The organism is Bacteroides sp. M10 (assembly GCF_014334015.1).
Lineage (GTDB): Bacteria > Bacteroidota > Bacteroidia > Bacteroidales > Bacteroidaceae > Bacteroides > Bacteroides intestinigallinarum.
In genome coordinates this window covers 1664437-1685556 of the sequence record NZ_CP060488.1, presented here as the reverse complement: position 1 = coordinate 1685556, position 21120 = coordinate 1664437, and the positions used below count along the sequence as shown (strand labels likewise).

Below are 21120 nucleotides of genomic sequence, written 5' to 3'. Positions count from 1 at the left end.
AAATCTGTCAATCAATTATTTGTAAATCAACGTAGATAAGTATTCCTCTGCAAACATCTCATTGGCAACTTCCAACAACATCTCTGCTGTTAGCTCTTCTATACGCTTAAAAACAAGCTCGGATGATTCATACTTATGATAATGCAGGAATGTTTTCGCCATCCCTAACGCATTATTCTCAAAGTTATCGGACGCTACTCCGATTTGTCCGATCAACTGCTTCTTCGCTGCTGCCAACTGGGAGGAAGTCATCTTCGTATCGCGCATCCGCTTTAGTTCCTTATAGGTCAATTTCAGGCAAGTATCCATGTCATCCACATCCGTCCCGAAATAAATACAGAAAGCTCCCGTATCCGTATAGGAAGTCAGATTGGATTCGACATTATAGACCAATCCTCTGCGTTCGCGAAGGGACACATTCAGTTTACTATTCATTCCGGGACCTCCAAGGACATTATTCAGCAGATAGAGTGCAGTACGTTTGTCATCATACGCATTATAGCCACGGCTACCAATCATGACATGCGCCTGATGTGTATCTCTGGCCACTGTCAAATGTTCCGGCACATACAGAGGCGGAGGTGTACGGCGATTCTCTACCTTCACATCAGGAATATCCAACAGGTATTTTTCTACCAGACGGATGATTCTCTTAAACTCGTATTGCCCCTGAACAAAAAACACCATATTTCCCGGTTGGTAAAAACGGCGGGTAAACGACAGAACATCTTCCGTGCGAAAACTCCGCAGAAGTTCCGGTTTACCAAGAATGTTTCTTCCCAGTGGATGATTACGGAAGATCATGTCTTCAAAATCGTCAAATATCAGTTCCGACGGAGTATCTTCATACGACTGGATTTCATCGATAATGACCTCCGTTTCTTTTTCTATCTCATGTTGAGGAAAGGTTGAATGAAATACAATATCCCCCAACAACTCAAGCGCACGTTCCAGATGTTCTTTCAGGAAAGCGGCATAGACAACAGTTTCTTCCTTATTTGTGTAAGCATTCAAGTCACCACCTACATTCTCCATCCGGTTGAGGATATGCCAGGCTTTCCGCTTCTCCGTTCCCTTAAAAATCAGATGTTCTACAAAATGGGCCATTCCCTGCTCATTCTCCGCCTCATCACGGGTTCCGGCATCAATCGCAAAACCACAATAAGCTACTTTTGAGAGGGTTGGTTCATGGATAATACGCAGGCCATTTGGCAATGTATATTCGTTACCTTGCATCGTTTTATACTTCCTTATTGAATTAATGCCACAAAAATACAATAAAACTTATTGCTGTTTATAGAAAATTGCAGATATTTGTGGACTATAACAGCAACAACGTATATGGAAAAGATAGGAATATTCTGTTCCGCCTCCGATAACATTGACAAAATGTACTTCGAAAGCGCCAGCCAAATAGGCAAATGGATGGGGCAGACAGGCAAAACCTTGATATATGGAGGAGCCAGCCTCGGATTAATGGAATGCATAGCTCGTGCCGTGAAAGAAAATGGCGGTAAGGTTATTGGAGTAGTTCCTGCCAAACTGGAAGAGAATGGCAAGGTAAGCACTCTGTTAGATGAAGAAATTCATACCCGTAACTTGAGTGACCGCAAAGATATCATAACGGAGAAGTCGGAGGTATTGGTTGCACTCCCCGGAGGCGTTGGTACTCTTGATGAGATTTTCCACGTAATAGCCGCTGCCTCTATCGGATATCACCGGAAGAAGGTCATTTTCTACAATGAATATGGTTTTTACGACGAGTTATTAAAAGCACTCCACACCCTGGAGGACAAAGGTTTTGCACGACAGCCTTTCTCAACCTATTACGAAGTAGCAAACACATTAAATGAATTAAAAGAAAAAATAAACTGATCCTATATGATAGACTCCATCAAACAACTTTTGCAACAGGAAGCACAAGCTGTGCTCAACATCCCCGTAACAGACGCTTATGAAAAAGCGGTGAAACTGATTGTAGAACAAATACATCAGAAAAAGGGAAAACTGGTAACCTCCGGTATGGGAAAAGCCGGGCAGATTGCTATGAACATTGCTACGACTTTCTGTTCCACCGGTATTCCATCCGTCTTTCTGCATCCCAGCGAGGCGCAACACGGGGATTTGGGTATCTTACAAAAAAACGATCTACTCCTGCTGATCTCTAACTCTGGCAAGACACGTGAGATTGTGGAATTAACCCGCCTGGCCCATAATCTGGACCCGGATCTGAAGTTTATCGTTATCACCGGAAATCCGGATAGTCCGCTGGCAAAAGAATCGGATGTCTGCCTAAGTACCGGTAAGCCTGCAGAAGTCTGTGTGTTAGGGATGACTCCTACTACATCCACTACTGCCATGACAGTGATCGGAGATATATTGGTAGTACAAACCATGAAGGAAACAGGATTTACCATCGCTGAATATTCTAAACGTCACCACGGCGGTTATCTGGGAGAAAAATCAAGATCACTATGCGAAAAGTAATCGGTATCGGAGAGACCATCCTCGATATCATCTTTCGAGGTGACCAGCCTTCTGCCGCCGTACCGGGAGGTTCTGTATTCAACGGTATTGTCTCATTGGGACGAATGGGAATAAACGTCGGCTTCATCAGTGAAACCGGAAATGATCGTGTAGGCAATATTATCCTGCAGTTCATGCGTGAGAATCATATCCCAACGGACCATGTGAATGTATTCCCGGATGGAAAATCACCCGTATCTTTAGCCTTCCTGAACGAGCAGAGTGATGCCGAATATATCTTCTACAAAGACTACCCGAAGCAACGTCTGGATGTTCTGTTTCCGAAACTAGAGGAAGACGACATTGTCATGGTGGGTTCTTATTACGCACTGAATCCGGTTCTAAGGGAGAAGATTCTCGAATTACTAGATCAGGCGCGTGAAAAGAAAGCCATTATCTATTATGACCCGAATTTCCGTTCTTCACACAAGAACGAGGCCATGAAGCTGGCTCCGATCATTATTGAAAATCTGGAATATGCAGACATTGTACGCGGTTCTTTAGAGGATTTTCTATATATGTATAACATGCAGGATATAGACAAGATTTACAAGGATAAAATCAAATTCTACTGTCCCCGGTTCATCTGTACTGCAGGTGCGGAAAAGGTAGCGTTACGCACTAATCTGGTCAATAAAGATTATCCGATAGAACCATTACAAGCAGTCAGTACTATTGGAGCTGGTGATAACTTCAATGCAGGGCTGATCTACGGATTACTCAAATACGATGTCCGATACCGCGATCTAAATAACTTGAATGAAGAAATCTGGGATAAAATAATCCAATGCGGAAAAGACTTCGCAGCTGAAGTTTGCCGAAGTTTCAGCAATTCGGTTTCGGTGGAGTTTGCACAAAAATACAAATAACAATTATTTCCTAATTTTATATAGGCATTTCTGAAAAAGATTCCATATCAAACCGGTATTTACTTTTACGGTTCGGTATGGAATTATAAATCTCAAACATGAGAATTAAATCACAAGCTAGCATTTATCAAATATTATATTTACCTTTATCCCAAATTCAACTTTAGCGATAAAATCTAATATAATCATGAGAAAGTTCATTTTACCTGTATTACTCTGCTTTATTTTTATCAATCCGGCTACAGCTAACGATGAAATCAAGTCATTACTAAAAACATTAGATAAAGCCCTAAAGTATAAATTAGATTATGCAGAACAAAAGCAAGAGCAAATAGATAGTCTTAAAATAGAACTGAAGTTACATCATAAAATACGTAAAAAAGTACAAATAGCCGAATTATTATGTTTCGCCTATTCTTCCTTTCAAAAAGATTCCGCTTTAACCTATGCTATTCATATGAATGAGTTAGCTCAAGAAAGTGGAGATGGAGAGCTTATCATAGAAGCCAAGCTAGACTATGCACGTATTTTATCTTCCATGGGATTTTTCAAAGAGGCATTGTCCATCGTCAATCCCATACAACATGAATTATTATCTCCCAAACTTAAAGTGGAATATTTCCTCGGGCAAGCCACTATCTACAATCACCAGAAGAATTTTGCTTCCAGTGAAATAGAATCACGCAAGAATGATTTGATAGAACAAACTTATCGCGACTCCTTACTCCAATGCGCAGAAGTCCCTTCCAATATACGAGCTTTCACAATTGCTCCTATCCTGCTACACAAAAAGAAATATAATGATGCCATCCATATGCTTGACAGCGCTTATTTAAGCTATCCCCAATATTCGCGGAATGCCGGTATATTAGCTTATTCATTAGCCTCCGCTTATCAAGGCAAAGGCGACTCTAAGAATGCGGTCAGGTACTTTACCATATCCGCCATATCTGATGTAATAAACGGAACTAGAGAAAACCGTTCTTTGCGAATATTGGCAAAACTTATTTTTGAAAGTGGAGATATAGATCGGGCATACGCATACATGAAAAATGCAATGGAAGATGCGATTTTATGTAATGCAAGAATTAATACTATCGAAGCCTCGGATATGTATCTCTTCATTGACAAGGCCTTTCAAGAGAAAGAAAAACGCAAATTTGTTATTATCAGTAGTCTACTCAGTTCGCTGTGCCTTGTCTGCATCCTATTATTTATACTTTTCACCCAACTAAAGAAGCAAAAGAAAAAAGTAGAACAAGCCAATAAAAGCCTGTCATACCATTTGGATGAAATACAAAACATAAATTCTGCACTGGCTGATAACAATAAGATCAAGGAAGAATATGTGGGATTATATATGGAACAATATACCAACTATATCACTCAAATAGACAGTTTCAAGAAAAGAGCTCTTAAAATAGCAAAGAGTGAAGATATCAGTAAAGTGGTTTCTTTCCTCAAGTCTTCGCTAAACACAGAAGAAGACTTAGCAGAGTTTTATAATAATTTCGACAAAACAATCCTCAACTTATTCCCAAACTTCGTGGCAGACTTTAATGCGCTCTTATCACCAGAGAATGCCATAATACCCGGCACAGGCAAACTGCTGACTCCCGAATTAAGAATCTTCGCATTAATTCGGTTAGGAATCACGGACAGTGTAAAAATAGCCCATTTCTTGCAATATTCGCTGTCTACCATTTACAATTACCGCTCGAAAATGAGAAGCAAAGCTATTGGCAACCGTAACTCTTTCGAAGAAAGAGTGGGACGTATCGGGCAATAAAAGGCTACTCTCACCATAACAAAAAACACCCACTGTAATAAGCTGTTTTCTCTCATTGCAGTGGGAATAATATTTTCTCATATTGGTGCTAAAAGAGCCCTTTACACACATCTGCCTACATCAAGGATTAACTTTGACAATCTGCTCCCATTTCAGTTTCGTCGGATAGCCCCAATCCGATTTAGTAGGGTCACAGAAATCACCAACAGATGCCATTCGGGCATAAAGTAATTTAGTAAGCTCTTCACGTTTTTTACTATACTTAGGATTATCATAAAGATTATTCATTTCCATTGGGTCGGCCTTAAGGTCGAAAAGCTGCGGATGACGCTGACCGTCTACATTATAAAGTATAAGTTTGAAACCCTCCTTCTTGATAGCTCGTTGGAGGTTGATGTATGTTAATAGTATATCCTTGCGCTTTTTCACATTTGGATTCTGTATGGTTTGCGCCAATGAGATTCCCTTAACAGTGGTCGGTACCTTTATATTCGATAAATCGCAGAGAGTGGGATAAAGGTCGTACAGATAACAATAGGCATCACTCATCATATTTTTCGGAATATTAGGCCCGCATATCACCAAAGGTACTCTCACCGCCGCTTCATACAGATTCTGCTTGCCCAGCAGTCCGTGTTCTCCGACACAAAGGCCGTTGTCTGCTGCAAATACAATAATGGTGTTATCAGCCTTGCCGCTTCTTTCAAGCGTATCAAGAATACGTCCTATCTGAACATCTACCTCGTTCACCATGCTGTAATAGTTGGCTCTTTCGGCAAGTACCTGTTCCGGTACACGCGGAGTAGGCAACAGTTTTTCATCGCGTTCATTGAGGTCACCATTATCAAACGGATGCTGTGTAATAAAATTCTTTGGCATCGTAATTTCCTTGCTGTCATATTTGCGCCCGTAATCGGGTAACACGTTACGCGGGTCATGCGGTGAAGTAAATGCCACGTACATCAAGAATGGGCTATCGTCCGGTGCATTTGTTTCAATGAACTTGATGGCGGCATTGGCATACAGTTCGGACGAAAAAGTATTGAGCGATGCATTTACCCATTGTCCGTTTTTGTATTTTCCTGTCGGATCATACTCATGCAGATAAGGGCATCGGTGTCCCTTTTCATCCTTTTCATTTCCATATGGATGCATTCCTCCGAAAAAGATGTTTGCACCCGTGGAGAACGAACGGTTGAACGCGGCTTTATCACTATGCCATTTACCAGTTCCGAAGGTTGTATAGCCGTTCTCACGGAACAGCTCGGGAAATGTTTTCTCATTTTTGGGGATGATTTGTCCGTTGCGGTGTACGTCCATCAGACCGCGTCCGGTAAGAAGCATCGCACGACTGGGCTGCGAAATGGCACCGTTGAGTCCACCCATTACGTGAGTTTGGGTGAATGACATACCCTGATTGACAAGTCTGTCCATATTCGGAGTCTGAATTTCATTATTACCCCAGGCATGGATAGTGCTGAATGTCTGGTCATCCGTTAGCAATACAAGTACATTAGGGCGTTTCGGGCTATTCTCTTTATTGTCTTTTTCTGGATTTGCCCCGAATGCAGAAGAGCCTCCAAAAAGTATGTTCAACATTGCCGGAAGGCATAGAAATAGGGTCTTGTTTTTCATTTTAAAATTCATCATACTAGTTTTATTTTAGATTTTTCTCGGTTTGACTTAACCGATTGAGAAATAAACTTTTAGCGAATTATTTGAGAAATAGAAGTAACGATTTAGCAACTGTGCGAATTTCAGCGTTTTGCGTTGCTATGCTGTCAAATAACTCTTTCATTTGCAAATATAACATCTTTTTCCGAAAGTACGAACTTTCGGTGGCAATTTTATAAAATCAACTTGCGAAAAAAGAAAATCATTCATCCCATTCATGGGTTGTGTCATCGGTGGCGTTGTACTGTTTCCAACGTCCCGATTTCTCGCCGTCGGTGTATTGCCCCTCGATGGTTATATAGGGTTTTCCGTCCCGTGTCGATTCCACACGATAAAAGCCGTCAAGTTTTCCGTTACGGTAGTGTCGTGTAGTCCTGCTGCGAAGCGTGCGCCCATCCTCGAATATTTCCCATTCCTCACCCTCTTTTTTGCCGTCTATATAATGAGATTCAAAAATCTGCTCACCCGTCTTGCTGTCAAAGCGGCGTTCCCGTCCGCTCTCCACACTCTGCCTATACTCCTTTTCGATTTCTATTTTGCCGTTACGAAAATAGGTCTTTACAGTTCCGTCTATCTTGCCTTGCTGCATGGGTGTTTCTTTTCGGGGAGTAACGCCATCTTGGTAATACTCCGTGAATATGCCGTTGCGCTTTCCTTTGGCATATATGCCCGATTCACGCAGTACCCCATCACGATAGCGGAGATAATCACCGTTTATTATGCCGTCGGAAAGTTTAACACGCTCCTCGTCAAGCCCTCGTATAATGCGATATTCTCCCTGCAACGGCTGTTTACTGCCTTTTTCATAATAGACCGTGCGCCGTGCGTTATCCGTTATAGTCTGTAAATCGTCCCATTTTACTATTTGTTGTGCGGAAGCCGTGCCACACAATAGCAAAAAGAGGTATAGTGTTAATATTCTATTCATTGTATTTTTGCTTTTCGAGGTTGATAACGGTTCTCAGCTATACGCAGGCAGGGATTTTAACCACTGAACTTCCTACGAAGAACTGAACTTTAAATTTACCACTTAACTGTCCTACGAAGCACGAAACCCCTGCTTGCGTATAGGTGATGTTATGCGGTCGGTTTTCATTTTCTCTTCTTTCTCGTTAATTTCTGCTGCAAAGTTACTAAATTTGCAGTCAAGTATTCACCTGTAAGAAGTTACTAATGACAAAAAAGAAATTGCCCGTTCGTTTTACGGGTCAGCACTTTACTATTGATAAAGTGCTAATAAAAGATGCAATAAGACAAGCAAATATAAGTAATCAGGATACGGTTTTAGATATTGGGGCAGGCAAGGGGTTTCTTACTGTTCATTTATTAAAAATCGCCAACAATGTTGTTGCTATTGAAAACGACACAGCTTTGGTTGAACATTTACGAAAATTATTTTCTGATGCCCGAAATGTTCAAGTTGTCGGTTGTGATTTTAGGAATTTTGCAGTTCCGAAATTTCCTTTCAAAGTGGTGTCAAATATTCCTTATGGCATTACTTCCGATATTTTCAAAATCCTGATGTTTGAGAGTCTTGGAAATTTTCTGGGAGGTTCCATTGTCCTTCAGTTAGAACCTACACAAAAGTTATTTTCGAGGAAGCTTTACAATCCATATACCGTTTTCTATCATACTTTTTTTGATTTGAAACTTGTCTATGAGGTAGGTCCTGAAAGTTTCTTTCCACCGCCAACTGTCAAATCAGCCCTGTTAAACATTAAAAGAAAACAGTTATTTTTTGATTTTAAGTTTAAAGCCAAATACTTAGCATTTATTTCCTGTCTGTTAGAGAAACCTGATTTATCTGTAAAAACAGCTTTAAAGTCGATTTTCAGGAAAAGTCAGGTCAGGTCAATTTCGGAAAAATTCGGTTTAAACCTTAATGCTCAAATTGTTTGTTTGTCTCCAAGTCAATGGGTAAACTGTTTTTTGGAAATGCTGGAAGTTGTCCCTGAAAAATTTCATCCTTCGTAGTTCAAAGTCGGGTGGTTGTCAAGATGATTTTTCTGGTTTGGTGTCGTCTTTTAAGCTGCCGCATAACATTGTGCTAACAGCGAAATCGGCTGTTATTTTCTTCAAGTATATCACCTTGCGAACAAATATAAAAAAAGTGCAGTACACCACGAACAGCGTACCGCACTTTTTTCGGCAAATCGGGCAGGATTTAACATTTATAGCTTGAATCCCTTGCCTTTCCTTTGCGGTTGTATAGGTCGGCGTATGTTCTGCCTTAACTTCTCGAACTGTTCCTTGAACCACTCGGCAATGGGCTTTCGGTCGATGGCAAGAACCAATTTAGTCCCGTCCGTGGGGTCTTTCAGCACTTGGAAACCTGCCCTTTCGGTCGTGAATTTCCGTCCGTGTTCCTCCGAGTAGAGTTCCCCTGCATACTCCAACGGCTTTCCCTTGACGAGCGTTGCGGTCTGCCTTTCATCGAACCCGACAAGGCGGCAGAGGTTTTCGATACGGAGCATTTCACGGAAATAGGGAAACCATGCTGCCGCCCTTGCGATTACCGTTTTCAGAAACGATATTTCCTGCTTGTGCCTTGTGTCCTTGTCGGCTATCTCCCTGCCGTGCTTTTGCTGCATTTCCCGTATCTCCCTGCTGTGGTCTGCCTGCATGGTCTGTATCCTATCTTGCAGGGCTTCGATGGTTTCCTCGTGGTCGGCTACCTCCTTATGCAGGGCGGTGTTCTCCCTTTCCAGCGTCTTGACCTTGTTACTGCCGAAAAGAGAACCGACGCTCTCGGCGATGTTGGCGGCTGCGGTGGTTGCCGCCCCTTTCAGCTTCTCGGTCTGTATTTCTTTTTTCGCCCGTCTTAGTTCCTCCTGTGCCGTTTCTTTCTGCTGCTGCAAATCCACCACTTCCGCTTTGAGGTCGTCGGAGAGTTTCTGTATATCCCGATAATACTGCTGCGTGGACTTGTGGCGAGCTTTCGAGCCGTCTATGCCCCTTTGCAGCCCGTATTTCGCCATCGCCACGGCATAGGTATCTTGGTAGGACTTCAATTTCAGCCGTGTCATAATATCGTCTGCGCACAGCCTCACGGTGTCGGTCGGCTTCTTGCGGTATCGCTTCTTCGTCTGTTCCTCCCTTTTCCTGCGCTTGCGCTCTCCCTTGACGATGGGGACGAGTGTAACGTGTATGTGCGGCGTTTCCTCGTCCCTGTGCAGGTGAGCCGCCACGATGTTCTCCTTTCCGAACGTGTCGGCGAAGTATTTCAGATTGTCGGCGCACCACTCGTCCAAACGCCCCTCTTCCTCTATCCGCTTCATGTCCTCGTGCGTTCCCGATACGTTGATGCGGATTGCCCGTACTTGGTTGCTTCCGATTTTGCGTGTCAGCCCCGCTTCTTCTAATCTCTGCTGTATAGCCGCCGAACGGTCTTTTATCCCGTCGGGGTATTCGATAAGCCTGCGGTTTAGGTGCGTGCGTGTGGGGTCGGCGTTCTTCGGTATGATGAAACGCTCGATATGTGCGGTCGTTCCGCTGTCGCTGCCGTGCGCCTTTTCCATGTGTAAAACTACGAAACCCATATATTTTTCCTTTCTTCCTTGACTTGTGAAACAATGATTTTTCGTATCTTCGGGGCGGCAAATGCCGTCCCCGATGGGGTGTGCAGAGGGGCTTACCCCTTGCCTTATTGGGGAATTTTCAGCGATACGTAGTATTGCGGCTCGGAAAATTCCCTAATAAGCTACGGTATTTTCTCCGTAAATACCCTGCGGCGTGCCGTCTGCCTGCCCGTCTGCCTTTCGGCTATGGCTGTCCCTGCCGCCTGCTTGCCCGTAACCCCACCTTATTTTTTTCCTTTCGGTCGGTGGGTGGCGGGGCGGTCGTTTCCGTTTTCAAAGGCTCTTTTGCACGGGGCGGTCGGATACAAGGTTTTCCCGATAAATACGCTCGCAGCGAAGCGAGAGGAAGATTTATTGGGAAACGGCGCAGCCGCCTGACCTTTTAGCCGACGTAAAGCCCCGTGCTTGCTTTGCCTTTGTAAACGAAAACGATTGCTCCGCTTTCCTCTGAAAAGAGAAATAGACCCTGCAATATATATCACCATAGTGATAGGTTTGCATGTTTGCATGCTGGTATGCTGGTACGTTTGCATGTTGGTATGTTGGTATATCATCATGCTTTCCAACGGCTGTTGGGCTTGCCGTCCGAAACAACCGACACGAATACCGTCGTTTTCTCTTTTCGCCCGTGTATAATCCTCTCTAATAATGCCCTGCGGACTTTCGCCGCCCCGAACGATTCGACACGGAAAGCGAGGGCGGCTATCGTTTCGAGGTTGTAAACCTCCGCGCTGTATTTGTCCGATAGGCGGATAATGTGCTTTATGTCATATATAGATAAAACTCCGCTTTTGCAGAGTGCCTTTATCCCTGCCCTAACCGTCGGGGCGATAACCCCGAACAGTTCGCAGATTTCCCGCTCGGTCATGGCGGTTGCGCCTATATCGCTCGGCAGGGAGATATTGCCCTGCCCGTCCATCGTGATAATGTTCCTTTCTTCTTTCATCGGTATTCTGTTCTTAATTAGATGGCTCGGCAGATATTCTTCTCCATATCTTCCAACTTGTGCGACAAGGTTTCCATGTCTTGGCTTATCTTCTGGGCGGTGATTTTGGCGTAAATTTGGGTGGTCTTTATGTTCGTGTGCCCCAAAAGGCGGCTCACCGTTTCGATGGGTACGCCGTGCGACAGAAGTACGGTCGTGGCGTTCGTGTGGCGTGCGACATGGTAGGTCAAGCGTACCTTGAAGCCGCATTGTCTGCCTATATCTTTGAGTATCTTGTTACAACTGCCGTTGTTCGGAACGGGGAAAACATGACCGTCCCTTGCCAGCCCCTTGTACTTCTCGATGATACGCTTGGGAACGTCCAAAAGGCGGATGTTCGATTCGGTGTTGGTCTTCTTTCTTCGGGTGATTATCCACAGGTTGCCGTCGAAGAATGTTTGCAGGCGGTCGGCGGTGAGGTTCTTCACGTCCGAATACGCCAAACCCGTGAAAACAGAAAAGACGAACAAGTCCCGTACAAGCTCGTGGGTGGCGTTCTTCATCGGTGCGTTCATGAGCGTCTGTATCTCCGTTTGGGTGAGGTAGCCCCTGTCCACGCTTTCGGGAGAGTTGATATATCCCGCAAAGGGATTAAAGGGCAAACGCCCGTCGTTCCTCGCTATGGAAACGATGTGTTTCAACACAATCATGTAGCCCCACACGGTATTGGTGCGGCATTTCTTCTCCGTGCGCAGAAAATACTCGAAGTCGTTGATGAACGTGAGGTTGAGTTCCTTTAATGGAATATCCTCACGCTTGTAGGTATGGGGCAGGAACTCCCGAATATGGTTGCAGACCGTCCGATAACGGGTAAATGTACCCTGCGCCCTGCTGTGCCCGACTTTCTTCTCGAACTCGGCGTTGTGCTGCTCGAACAGCTTCAGCAAAGTTTCCTGCTTGACGCCGATACCGAGATAGGCGTCTTTGAGTTTGGCGGCGGTAACATAACCGTCCGTCTGCATTAACTCTTGATAGCGGCGGTTTACTTCCACACGGATTTTATCTACCGCAAGGTTGATTCTCTGCGCTTCGACGCTCTTGCCCGAAGCACGGTTGTTCTTCACGTCCCACAGCCGTGGGGGAACGTCCATCTTGCAACTGAACTGTTTAATCTCGCCGTCCACCGTGATACGGCACATTAAAGGCAGGTTGCCGTTCGGCTTCTCGCTGCCTTTCTTCACGTAAAATAATACCTTGAATGTACTACGCATAACTCACTCCTTTTTTTGGTTACAAAATTAGTTATTAGTGAGTTACCGACTGCTATGCAAAATTACGCAAATCGCAGAAACAGAACCATTTAGCAAGAAATTCACACCCGTTACGGGGGTAATGAGGTGGTAACTGAACTTCTGCGCTGTTTGGCTTCGAGGTGGTATTTCGTTGGCTCTGTCCCATAGAAAAACAAAGCGTAACGAACGCTGTATCAGCTAATTCGCTACGTTTTACCCAAATTTACTTTTTCGCTATGTGTTTATTTTATGATTTAAGTTTCTATTTAGATGGTGCTTGGCAAGGGACTGCTCCCCAAGCACGATAATGCTTAGTCATTGCATTGTTCAATTTTCGAAACATATCTCCTTGCAAAGGTAGTGGAGTAGTTTCCAAAGAGTCTTCCTCCAAATTAAACATCTGTACCTTTTCAAAGGGAAGATTCTGTAAAAGTTTGTACTCATTATACCTCACCGCACTCTGCGACTTTCCCCCAAATTGCGGACCACCTTCATTTCGAAGCCAGAAAACGAAACGATCTTCTGTATTCTGTTTCTTTCCCTTAATGGCATCCAATACAGAAATACCATCTATCTCATGCCTGACCGGTACATTCACAAAATCACAAATAGTAGGCATAAGGTCCATCATCACAACAAAATGGTTGTCACGTCGACCGCCTTCGAAAACTCCTGGCATATTCAGAGCACAAGGAACATGGATACCCCCCTCAAACATATCGCCTTTGGCACCCCGGGTAGGTCCATTGTTCGCCATACTTCCCCGGTCCCCTCCATTATCAGAAGCAAATATTACCAATGTATTACTCAACTGACCGCTTTCCTCAAGAGCCTGCATCACTTTACCGATATTATCATCCAAATGTTCAATCAGGGCTATCAGCCGTGCACGCTTGACTGGTAACGACTTGTCTCTTTCCTGCACCTTGTTCACCCACTCTACCGGTGGTTGTAAAGGAGAATGGGGAGCATTGTAGGCAAGATAAAGAAAAAAGGGATTCTTCTCTTTTGCCTCTTTCTTAATATAATCCACACTCCACGAAGTAAACAATTCGGTAGCATGGCCTTTAGGGGTAATTTCTTTATCGTTCAGATACATATAATTTCCTCCCTGTCGCAGATGCGTATAATAGTCGTCCATCATATCTGCAAGGAAGCCATGAAAATGCTCGAATCCTCTCTCATTCGGAAGATTTGGACTTTTCCAACCTAGATGCCACTTGCCAACCAGTGCAGTTCTGTAGCCACCATTTTTAAGTACTTCAGGCATGGTAATGGCAGACGGATCGAAATAGCCCCAATTTTGATCGATGGAAGGACGGATGACCCCTGGTACTCCTACCATAGCCGGAAAACGTCCGGTCAACAGTGCGGCACGCGAAGGAGAAGACACTGATGAATTAGCATAAAAGTTATCCAAACGTACTCCGGTTTCAAAGATACGATCAATATTTGGAGTACTCAAATCTTTAGCATATTGGCAGGACAAATCGCCCAATCCAAGATCATCTACAAGAATCAGTAAGACATTGGGAGTAGCTTTATCAACCGTATTCGAAGCCAAAGCTGCACCGGAAGCCATAGTAGTTCCCAATGCCAGCAAGGCTATTTTTTCTATCTTCATAGTTACTATGTATATTAAGTGTTATTTTTATTCGTACGTCGTACTTTCCGAGCAAACTGGTCAGGAACTTCTGAATAGACAGACTTGGCCCAGCGAGTAATCTGTTCATCCAGTCTTTTAACTAATTCAGGTTCCTGCTCACTCATATTATTTTCCTCGTATGGATCATTATCCAGGTCAAACAAATGCAATGTAATTTTTCCCTTTTGGTTGTAACGAACCAGCTTCCATTTGCCATCTCTCACAGAGATAGTCTTATTACCATTTCCCCAAAACAAAAATCTTTGAGAAAGCTCCTGCCCCTTAAACAAAGGTACCAGAGAAGCTCCATCCAACTTCTTCTTCGAGTCATCATAATGAATGTTCGCCATGTCCAGCATAGTCGGAAAAAGATCAAAACTCATCACGGTCTGTTTGCACATTGTTCCTCCTTTGACAATTCCAGGCATATAACAAATACCAGGGACACGGTGTCCTCCTTCCCATGGAGCTCCCTTCGCACCTCTATACCCTCCGGTAGAACCTCCATTATTTATCACCGGACCATTATCAGAGAAAAAGACAACGAACGTATTCTTGTCCAGTTTATATTTTTTCAACGTTTCCAGAATCCGTCCCACACTCCAGTCCAATTCCTCTACCATATCTTTATAAATTTCCTTATTTGGCCTGTCGGAGTTTTTATCCCCTTCTGGAGTAGCCTCTGTACGGATCGCCTTTTCATTAGGTCCCTGCATAGGAGAGTGAGGAGCTGCATGCGCTATATATAGACAAAATGGTTTATCCTTATTTTCTTTTATATAATCCTCGGAAAGCGTTGTTAGTAAGGTCGTTGTATATCCCGGCATATTTTTCATTTCCAAACCGTCCCACCAATCCACATCTCCATAACGGTTGCGGTGACTCTGATAGTCGACATTTCCGGATTTAAAACCTACAAATTTCTGAAAGCCAAAATTCATCGGATGATGTTTCTGCAAGTATCCTAAATGCCATTTACCAATCAAAGCTGTCCGGTATCCATTGTCTCCCAAGATTTTTGCAAAAGTTATTTCTTCCGACGGAAGTCCTACCTCCTTATCTTTATCATCTCGGGGTACCAAAAGAACTTTCTCCAAGCCAGCTCTCTGTTGATAACGCCCAGTTAAAAGCCCACAACGCGTCGGACTACTGACTGAACCATTCGAATGGAAATCTGTGAACATCATCCCCTCTCGGGCCATTTGATCAATATTCGGAGTCTTTATATACTCATTGCCGTATATGCCCACATCACCATACCCCATATCATCTGCAACGATAATGACAAAATTTGGTTGTTTTTGGGCCATCATTTCAATGGGAGAAAATGCTGCTAAAGCACAAGTAGCGGCTACGAAATGTCTCGAGTGATTCTTCATAATTTTATGCGAATTTGGTTGTTGAAAGGAAAACAAATACTTTTATTTCATGCAAATATACGAAATGCTCATTCCATTGAAACCTCCTAGATTTTATTTTGATGAAAAATATAAGTAGCTTAAAAGGTATCATTCTAATAATCAGCAATATAAAATATAATTAAATAGCAATTATGTAGCTACAAAAAGGAAAAGAAAAAAGCACCACCATCTTATATTCAGTACATCCATCAGCATTAAACAATTCACATAGTCATTACATTTTATCATCAAATATTTTAGATAACATACTACTAATAAGCAAGTTAAATATTATCTCTTTTACAAATTCTCCTTTTAGCTTTTACATACCATAGGAGATATACATATTGATTGTATTTTTGTGGCATAACTAAATTTACTACTATATGAGAAATATGATTTCTATCCGCATTCTCTTTTTAACTATTGTATTTTCCATATTTGAAGTTTCTTCATATACAGGTGGAAATACATACGCACAGAATGCCCGAACATTTGCAACAGGAACAGTTGTTGATGAGCAAGGACAACCCATACCAGGTGTGAATGTCCTTTGCCAAAACTCCAATTATGGAACAACCACCACTATCGATGGAACTTTCAAGATTCAAACAAAAGGTAAGAATCCAGTTCTTGAATTTTCGTTCATCGGGTTTCAGAAACAGGAGATCACAATCAAAGACCCCAAAAAGCTTATTAAAGTAGTCATGATTGAAGATGGCTATATGTTGGATGAAACCGTAGTTATCGGCTATGGAACCCAAACAAAGAGAACGATAACATCTGCCATGACTTCCATCAAATCCGAAGAATTATCTGGATATGTAGGCTCTTCTATCGAACAAACCATCTCAGGTTTAGTCCCTGGAGTTCGTATACAGACTTCCGACGCGACTCCTGGTGGTGATATCAATGTAGAAGTCCGCGGTATCGGTACCGTTACTGCAGGATCAGAACCTTTATATATTGTCGACGGAATACCGATGGAAGGCGGTTTGTCTGCTGTCAATCCTGATGACGTAGCCAATATTCAGATTCTGAAAGATACCGCTTCAACTGCCGTATATGGCTCACGTGGTGCCAATGGTGTAATACTTATCACTACCAAGCGCGGTGAAAGTACCAAACCGACAGTAACCATCAATGCTTCAACCACCATAGCACAAATACAACATAAATTCGAACTAATGAATACGGCCCAATTATTAGAATATTATAAGGATAAGAATCTGAACGAAAGATTTCGTTACACGACAAACCAAAATCAGGACTATTTCCCTTTCGACGAGAATCTCAACACTGACTGGCAAGATGCCATCTTCCAGAATGCCATTCAGCAGAAATACAATCTGTCTATCGCGGGAGGAGGTAAAAATATGCGTTACCGAATCTCAGGCGAATATTTCGACCAAGAAGGGATTCTGATATGTACCGGAATGAAGCGATTCGCTTTCCGTTCCAACTTCGACATCGAATTAAATAAGTGGGCAAAAGTAACTATCAACTTTGCTCCTACATTTATCAATCAGAAAAGAACAAGAGAAGGTGGAGAAGGATCAAACAGCGTAATCCGAACTGCAATCTCCATGTATCCCTTTTTCCCGGTCAAACTTCCTAATGGAGATTATTTCTCTACATTAGAGTACAACTTGGCCCCAGCTAACATAGCCGATTCAAGAGACCCCGAAACTGGTGCCTTCCCAACGCTTTCCGATTCGCCATTGGCCGACAATCAAGACAATCCAGTCAGAATCGCTCACGAATACAAAAACGAGACGAGTCAGAATCGTATTATCGGTGGGCTTAACTTCGAATTGAAATTGGCTAAAGGGTTAACGTTTAAACCGTCATTGGCCATTGATTTCATGTCATCCGAGAACTCAATATGGTACCCAGCTTCCATTGGCAAAAACCGTACCGACTCTGAGGCTTCCACCACTATGACTCGCAAACTCATGTGGATTAACGAAAATATACTAACCTATCAGAAAGAATTCGGAGATCATAACATCAGTGCTGTAGGAGGTGTCACTATACAAAGTAACCAACTCAACAAGCTTTACACATCCGCCTACCATTTTGCAACAGAGTCTCTCCCTTCCATCAACGGAGGTGTAGTCAACGGAGGTTCTTATGATAAGACTGAAGATCGTATGCTATCCTATATAGCCCGACTGACCTACGACTACAAAAGAAAATATATGATTCAGGGAGTATTTCGTGCAGATGGTTCAAGTCGTTTTGGAAAGAACAACAAATACGGTTATTTCCCCTCCATTTCCGCAGGATGGGCCATGACGGAAGAGAAATTCATGAAGCCACTCAAGAAAGTACTTAGTGAACTGAAATTACGAGGTAGTTTTGGGCTGTCTGGCAACAATGCTATCGGAGACTACAACTATGAGACCAAAATGTCGCAGCAATCGTATATAGTCGATGGTTCTGTCGTAAGTGGTTGGGCTCCGTCAAACATTGCGAATCCAGACTTGAAATGGGAAGTGTCCAAACAGACTAATTTAGGTGTAGACATAGGACTTTTCCACAACCGAATATTCATGCAACTTGATTTGTACAAGTCTATCACTTCCGATATGCTTCTGAATACAATCGTTCCAAGCACTTTAGGAGTTTCACGCATGTTACAAAACGTCGGTTCCGTTGAAAACAAAGGTATCGAGTTCAATATTGTATCCCGCAACCTGACCGGCAAATTCAAATGGACAACTACGTTCAACATCTCCGCCAACCGGAACAAAGTATTGGCACTAGGACTTGATTCTGAAGCCATCACTGATGGAGTGGCAGAATCAAACATTACTAAAGTAGGCTATCCGATAGGTATGTTCTACGGAAATGTATTCGGCGGCATTTATCAGTCAATGGAAGAAATTCAAGCATTGCGGAATGACCCTTATTCAGGACTGGCTTTCGACCCGAACGTTCGGCCGGGAGACTGTAAATGGTACGATCTCAACGGTGACGGACTTTATGATGACAATGACCGTACTATTATAGGAAATCCTTATCCGCGTTTCAATGCCGGTATGGTCAACACATTCTCATACAGAAACTTTTCATTTAGTTTTCAGTTAAACGGACAATACGGAAATCAGATTTACAACTATACATTACGTGAGACACTGCGCGGAAACAACAATAATAACCTTTCCATCAAAGTAGTAGATAGATGGCGTTCGCCCGAATCGCCGGGTAACGGCTTAGCAGACCGTACTTACACCTCCAATGATGTACGTCCAACCACGGAAATGAGTAAATTTACCAACCGATATCTCGAAGACGGTTCTTATCTATCCATCCGTAACATCCAGCTTTCATACACATTCGACAAGAAGATGCTCCGAAAAACCTTTCTGAATGGATTAGTTCTAAGTTTCAATATTGACAACTTGCATACTTTCACTAAATATACCGGTATGAACCCTGAAGCCAACACATTCCGTTCGGCTACCGCACCGGGCATCGACCGTACCGGATATCCTTTATCTAGAAATTTCACCATAGGACTGAAAGCTACATTATAAATCTAAAGCATGAAAAAGAATATGAAGAATCTGAAGAATATATTTACAGTGGCATTGATCGCCACCTGCATGTCCGGTTGTACCGGCTTTCTAGATATCGAGCCGGAAACCACTTTAACGGGTAAAAATTTCTACAAGTCACCTGATGATATACGTTCGGCATTGTACTCAACTTACTCTTCATTGAGAGATAACGGACTGTATTCGGCCAGCATCTATCTTTTTGGTGATGTGCGTTCGGATGTTGCATTTCCAAATCAAACTAATTACTATGCCAATACTTTCCGACATGAAATTGAAAAATTTACCATATCTGCCAACAATAGTGGAAACCAAAACTATTGGGCTCATCACTACAAAGGAATCATAAGAGCCAATACAGTCATCGAAAAAGGGAAAGAACTCTTCGGGAATGATGAAACCGTTCAGAAATACATTGCAGAGGCCGAAGTACTACGTGCCCTTTTCTATTTCAACTTAGTTCGCGCTTACGGTGGAGTACCCATCATCATGGATATTCCACAAGAATACACCGATTCCAGAGGTCATCTGCGTGCATCTGCAGAAGAGGTCTATATACGGATTCTCACCGATCTGACTTCTGCCATCGAATCGAATAACCTCTATAGATCGACAAATAGCGGAGAAAAAACTCCGACAGGAAGAGTTGACAAATATGTGGCAGAAGCCTTACTGGGAAAAGTACTCCTATCTATGCCAAACGACATCACAGAAGCCGCTTACCCCGATGTAGAAACATGGAAAGATATATCCATTAATCCGAATATTACCGTATTTTATCCGGAAACAACCACTACGCAATATGAAGCTGCCAAGTATTATCTGGAAGATGTGATAAACAATGGAGGATATGAATTATATCCGAATTTCAGCGAATTGTTCAAATCCACCAACAAACATTCATGTGAGTCCATATGGGAAGTGGAATACAAAACCGGTCAAGTGGAAGGATTGGGCAGTCCGTTCTATACTCTTTTCTCACCTGCTTCTTATGCACCTCGTAATAAAGCCAATTCAAACGGATATATCCCGTCTCCCATTTCCAATCAAGGAAACGGCGCATGCTCACCGACCGGATATTTTATGGATATGGCAAAAAAATGGGATTCTATGTATCCCGATTATCAATATGAAGTACGAAAATTTGATGATGTTATCTACACTGATACACGCATTAGCAACGGTTATATCAAGTTAGACACAGACGGCATTTCTTATCTTCCGGTTAATGAGAACAAAGATTATCCGCAAGACGTTGCATATCCTTACGACCCTTATACCGGCACCTCTTTCCGGACTTCTGTAAAAGGCTTTAATGCAGATAACCAGTGGATGTGCGGCAAATACATGAGCTCATCAGAGTATAAAGTAAATGATTCTGATGACAATTGGTATATCCTCCGTTTTGCGGACATACTGCTGTTATTGGCAGAAGCAGAAGCACATATCAGTGACGGAATTCTGTCACAAAGCGTTTTGAATAAAACAATCAACCTTGTACGGGAAAGAGCTGGCATTGTTCCGTATCTTGCGTCTGGAGACCCTAATAAAGAATGGGTTTTAGATACTCCAGAAAAGGTTTATCAGGCAATCTATGACGAACGAACACTGGAGTTGGCTTTCGAAGGACACCGTTGGTTTGACCTCGTTCGTTCAGGAAAAGCTGTAGAAGTGATGAATCAACACTTCACAGATTTCTATAATGCCTATACTTCCAACAGTTCTCCTAATGTAAACAACTACTATATGAAGAGTGAAAAATTTGAGATTGACCAATACTGTACCTTATTCCCAATTCCGTCACAGGAAATACGTTCCAATCCTAAACTGACACAGAATTATGGTGCAAGATGACAAAT

At 42.8% G+C, this 21120-nt stretch carries 15 protein-coding genes; 7 read left to right on the top strand and 8 right to left on the bottom strand.

Translation table 11 applies throughout. From position 1 onward, the window contains the following. Window positions 1–15 precede the first annotated feature (15 nt). Window positions 16–1236, bottom strand: a complete 1221-nt coding sequence (locus tag H8796_RS06130) for a pitrilysin family protein (RefSeq protein ID WP_004298062.1) — start codon at window positions 1234–1236, stop codon at window positions 16–18. A gap of 105 nt (window positions 1237–1341) precedes the next feature. Here H8796_RS06130 and H8796_RS06125 point away from each other — a divergent pair, with 105 nt between their 5' ends. The 4 genes from H8796_RS06125 (at window position 1342) to H8796_RS06110 (ending at window position 5184) form a co-directional block, all read left to right on the top strand. Beyond that, window positions 1342–1875: a TIGR00730 family Rossman fold protein gene (locus tag H8796_RS06125; RefSeq protein WP_004311906.1), complete on the top strand. Its 534-nt coding sequence runs from the start codon at window positions 1342–1344 to the stop codon at window positions 1873–1875. A gap of 6 nt (window positions 1876–1881) precedes the next feature. Then, entirely contained in the window at window positions 1882–2487 is a 606-nt protein-coding gene (locus H8796_RS06120) for an SIS domain-containing protein (protein ID WP_004298060.1), read from the top strand. Then, window positions 2475–3395 (top strand): carbohydrate kinase, encoded by a 921-nt coding sequence (locus H8796_RS06115; protein ID WP_117933512.1) that lies wholly within the window; start codon window positions 2475–2477, stop codon window positions 3393–3395. Before H8796_RS06120 ends, H8796_RS06115 begins: the two co-directional genes overlap by 13 nt. Window positions 3396–3582: 187 nt before the next feature. Then, window positions 3583–5184 (top strand): DUF6377 domain-containing protein, encoded by a 1602-nt coding sequence (locus H8796_RS06110; RefSeq protein WP_117933510.1) that lies wholly within the window; start codon window positions 3583–3585, stop codon window positions 5182–5184. Between the two features lie 120 nt (window positions 5185–5304). On the opposite strand, the gene H8796_RS06105 is transcribed toward H8796_RS06110, so the two are convergent. Together H8796_RS06105 and H8796_RS06100 are read right to left on the bottom strand one after the other, a co-directional pair. Then, on the bottom strand, window positions 5305–6834 hold the full coding sequence (locus H8796_RS06105) for a sulfatase-like hydrolase/transferase (RefSeq protein ID WP_117933508.1): 1530 nt from the start codon (window positions 6832–6834) through the stop codon (window positions 5305–5307). Between the two features lie 226 nt (window positions 6835–7060). Further along, a complete protein-coding gene (locus H8796_RS06100) occupies window positions 7061–7786 on the bottom strand; it encodes a toxin-antitoxin system YwqK family antitoxin (protein WP_004293712.1) in 726 nt (241 codons plus the stop codon). A gap of 245 nt (window positions 7787–8031) precedes the next feature. Between H8796_RS06100 and erm(F) the strand changes: the two genes are divergently transcribed. After that, window positions 8032–8832 carry a 23S rRNA (adenine(2058)-N(6))-methyltransferase Erm(F) gene (gene erm(F) / locus H8796_RS06095; RefSeq protein ID WP_004295323.1) on the top strand — a complete coding sequence of 267 codons (801 nt, stop codon included), beginning with the start codon at window positions 8032–8034 and terminating at the stop codon, window positions 8830–8832. 197 nt (window positions 8833–9029) lie between these two features. Here erm(F) and mobV read toward each other — a convergent pair whose 3' ends face one another. The 5 genes from mobV to H8796_RS06070 all read right to left on the bottom strand — a co-directional run bounded on the left by mobV (window position 9030) and on the right by H8796_RS06070 (window position 15677). Continuing rightward, window positions 9030–10397 carry a MobV family relaxase gene (gene mobV / locus H8796_RS06090; protein ID WP_008999098.1) on the bottom strand — a complete coding sequence of 456 codons (1368 nt, stop codon included), beginning with the start codon at window positions 10395–10397 and terminating at the stop codon, window positions 9030–9032. Window positions 10398–10989: 592 nt separating this feature from the next. Next, a complete protein-coding gene (locus H8796_RS06085; protein ID WP_004293707.1) occupies window positions 10990–11382 on the bottom strand; it encodes a hypothetical protein in 393 nt (130 codons plus the stop codon). Window positions 11383–11399: 17 nt separating this feature from the next. Then, complete coding sequence (locus H8796_RS06080) at window positions 11400–12632, bottom strand: site-specific integrase (RefSeq protein WP_004293706.1); 1233 nt, start codon at window positions 12630–12632, stop codon at window positions 11400–11402. 283 nt (window positions 12633–12915) lie between these two features. Continuing rightward, complete coding sequence (locus H8796_RS06075) at window positions 12916–14277, bottom strand: sulfatase (RefSeq protein ID WP_117933506.1); 1362 nt, start codon at window positions 14275–14277, stop codon at window positions 12916–12918. Window positions 14278–14291: 14 nt separating this feature from the next. Then, window positions 14292–15677, bottom strand: coding sequence for a sulfatase-like hydrolase/transferase (locus H8796_RS06070; protein ID WP_117933504.1), 1386 nt, complete (start codon window positions 15675–15677; stop codon window positions 14292–14294). Between the two features lie 407 nt (window positions 15678–16084). Between H8796_RS06070 and H8796_RS06065 the strand changes: the two genes are divergently transcribed. Both H8796_RS06065 and H8796_RS06060 read left to right on the top strand, forming a co-directional pair. Next, the gene (locus H8796_RS06065) at window positions 16085–19240 is read left to right on the top strand and encodes a TonB-dependent receptor (RefSeq protein ID WP_117933502.1); all 3156 of its coding nucleotides are present in this window, start codon (window positions 16085–16087) and stop codon (window positions 19238–19240) included. Window positions 19241–19249: 9 nt separating this feature from the next. After that, complete coding sequence (locus H8796_RS06060; RefSeq protein ID WP_233530356.1) at window positions 19250–21115, top strand: RagB/SusD family nutrient uptake outer membrane protein; 1866 nt, start codon at window positions 19250–19252, stop codon at window positions 21113–21115. Window positions 21116–21120 lie beyond the last annotated feature (5 nt).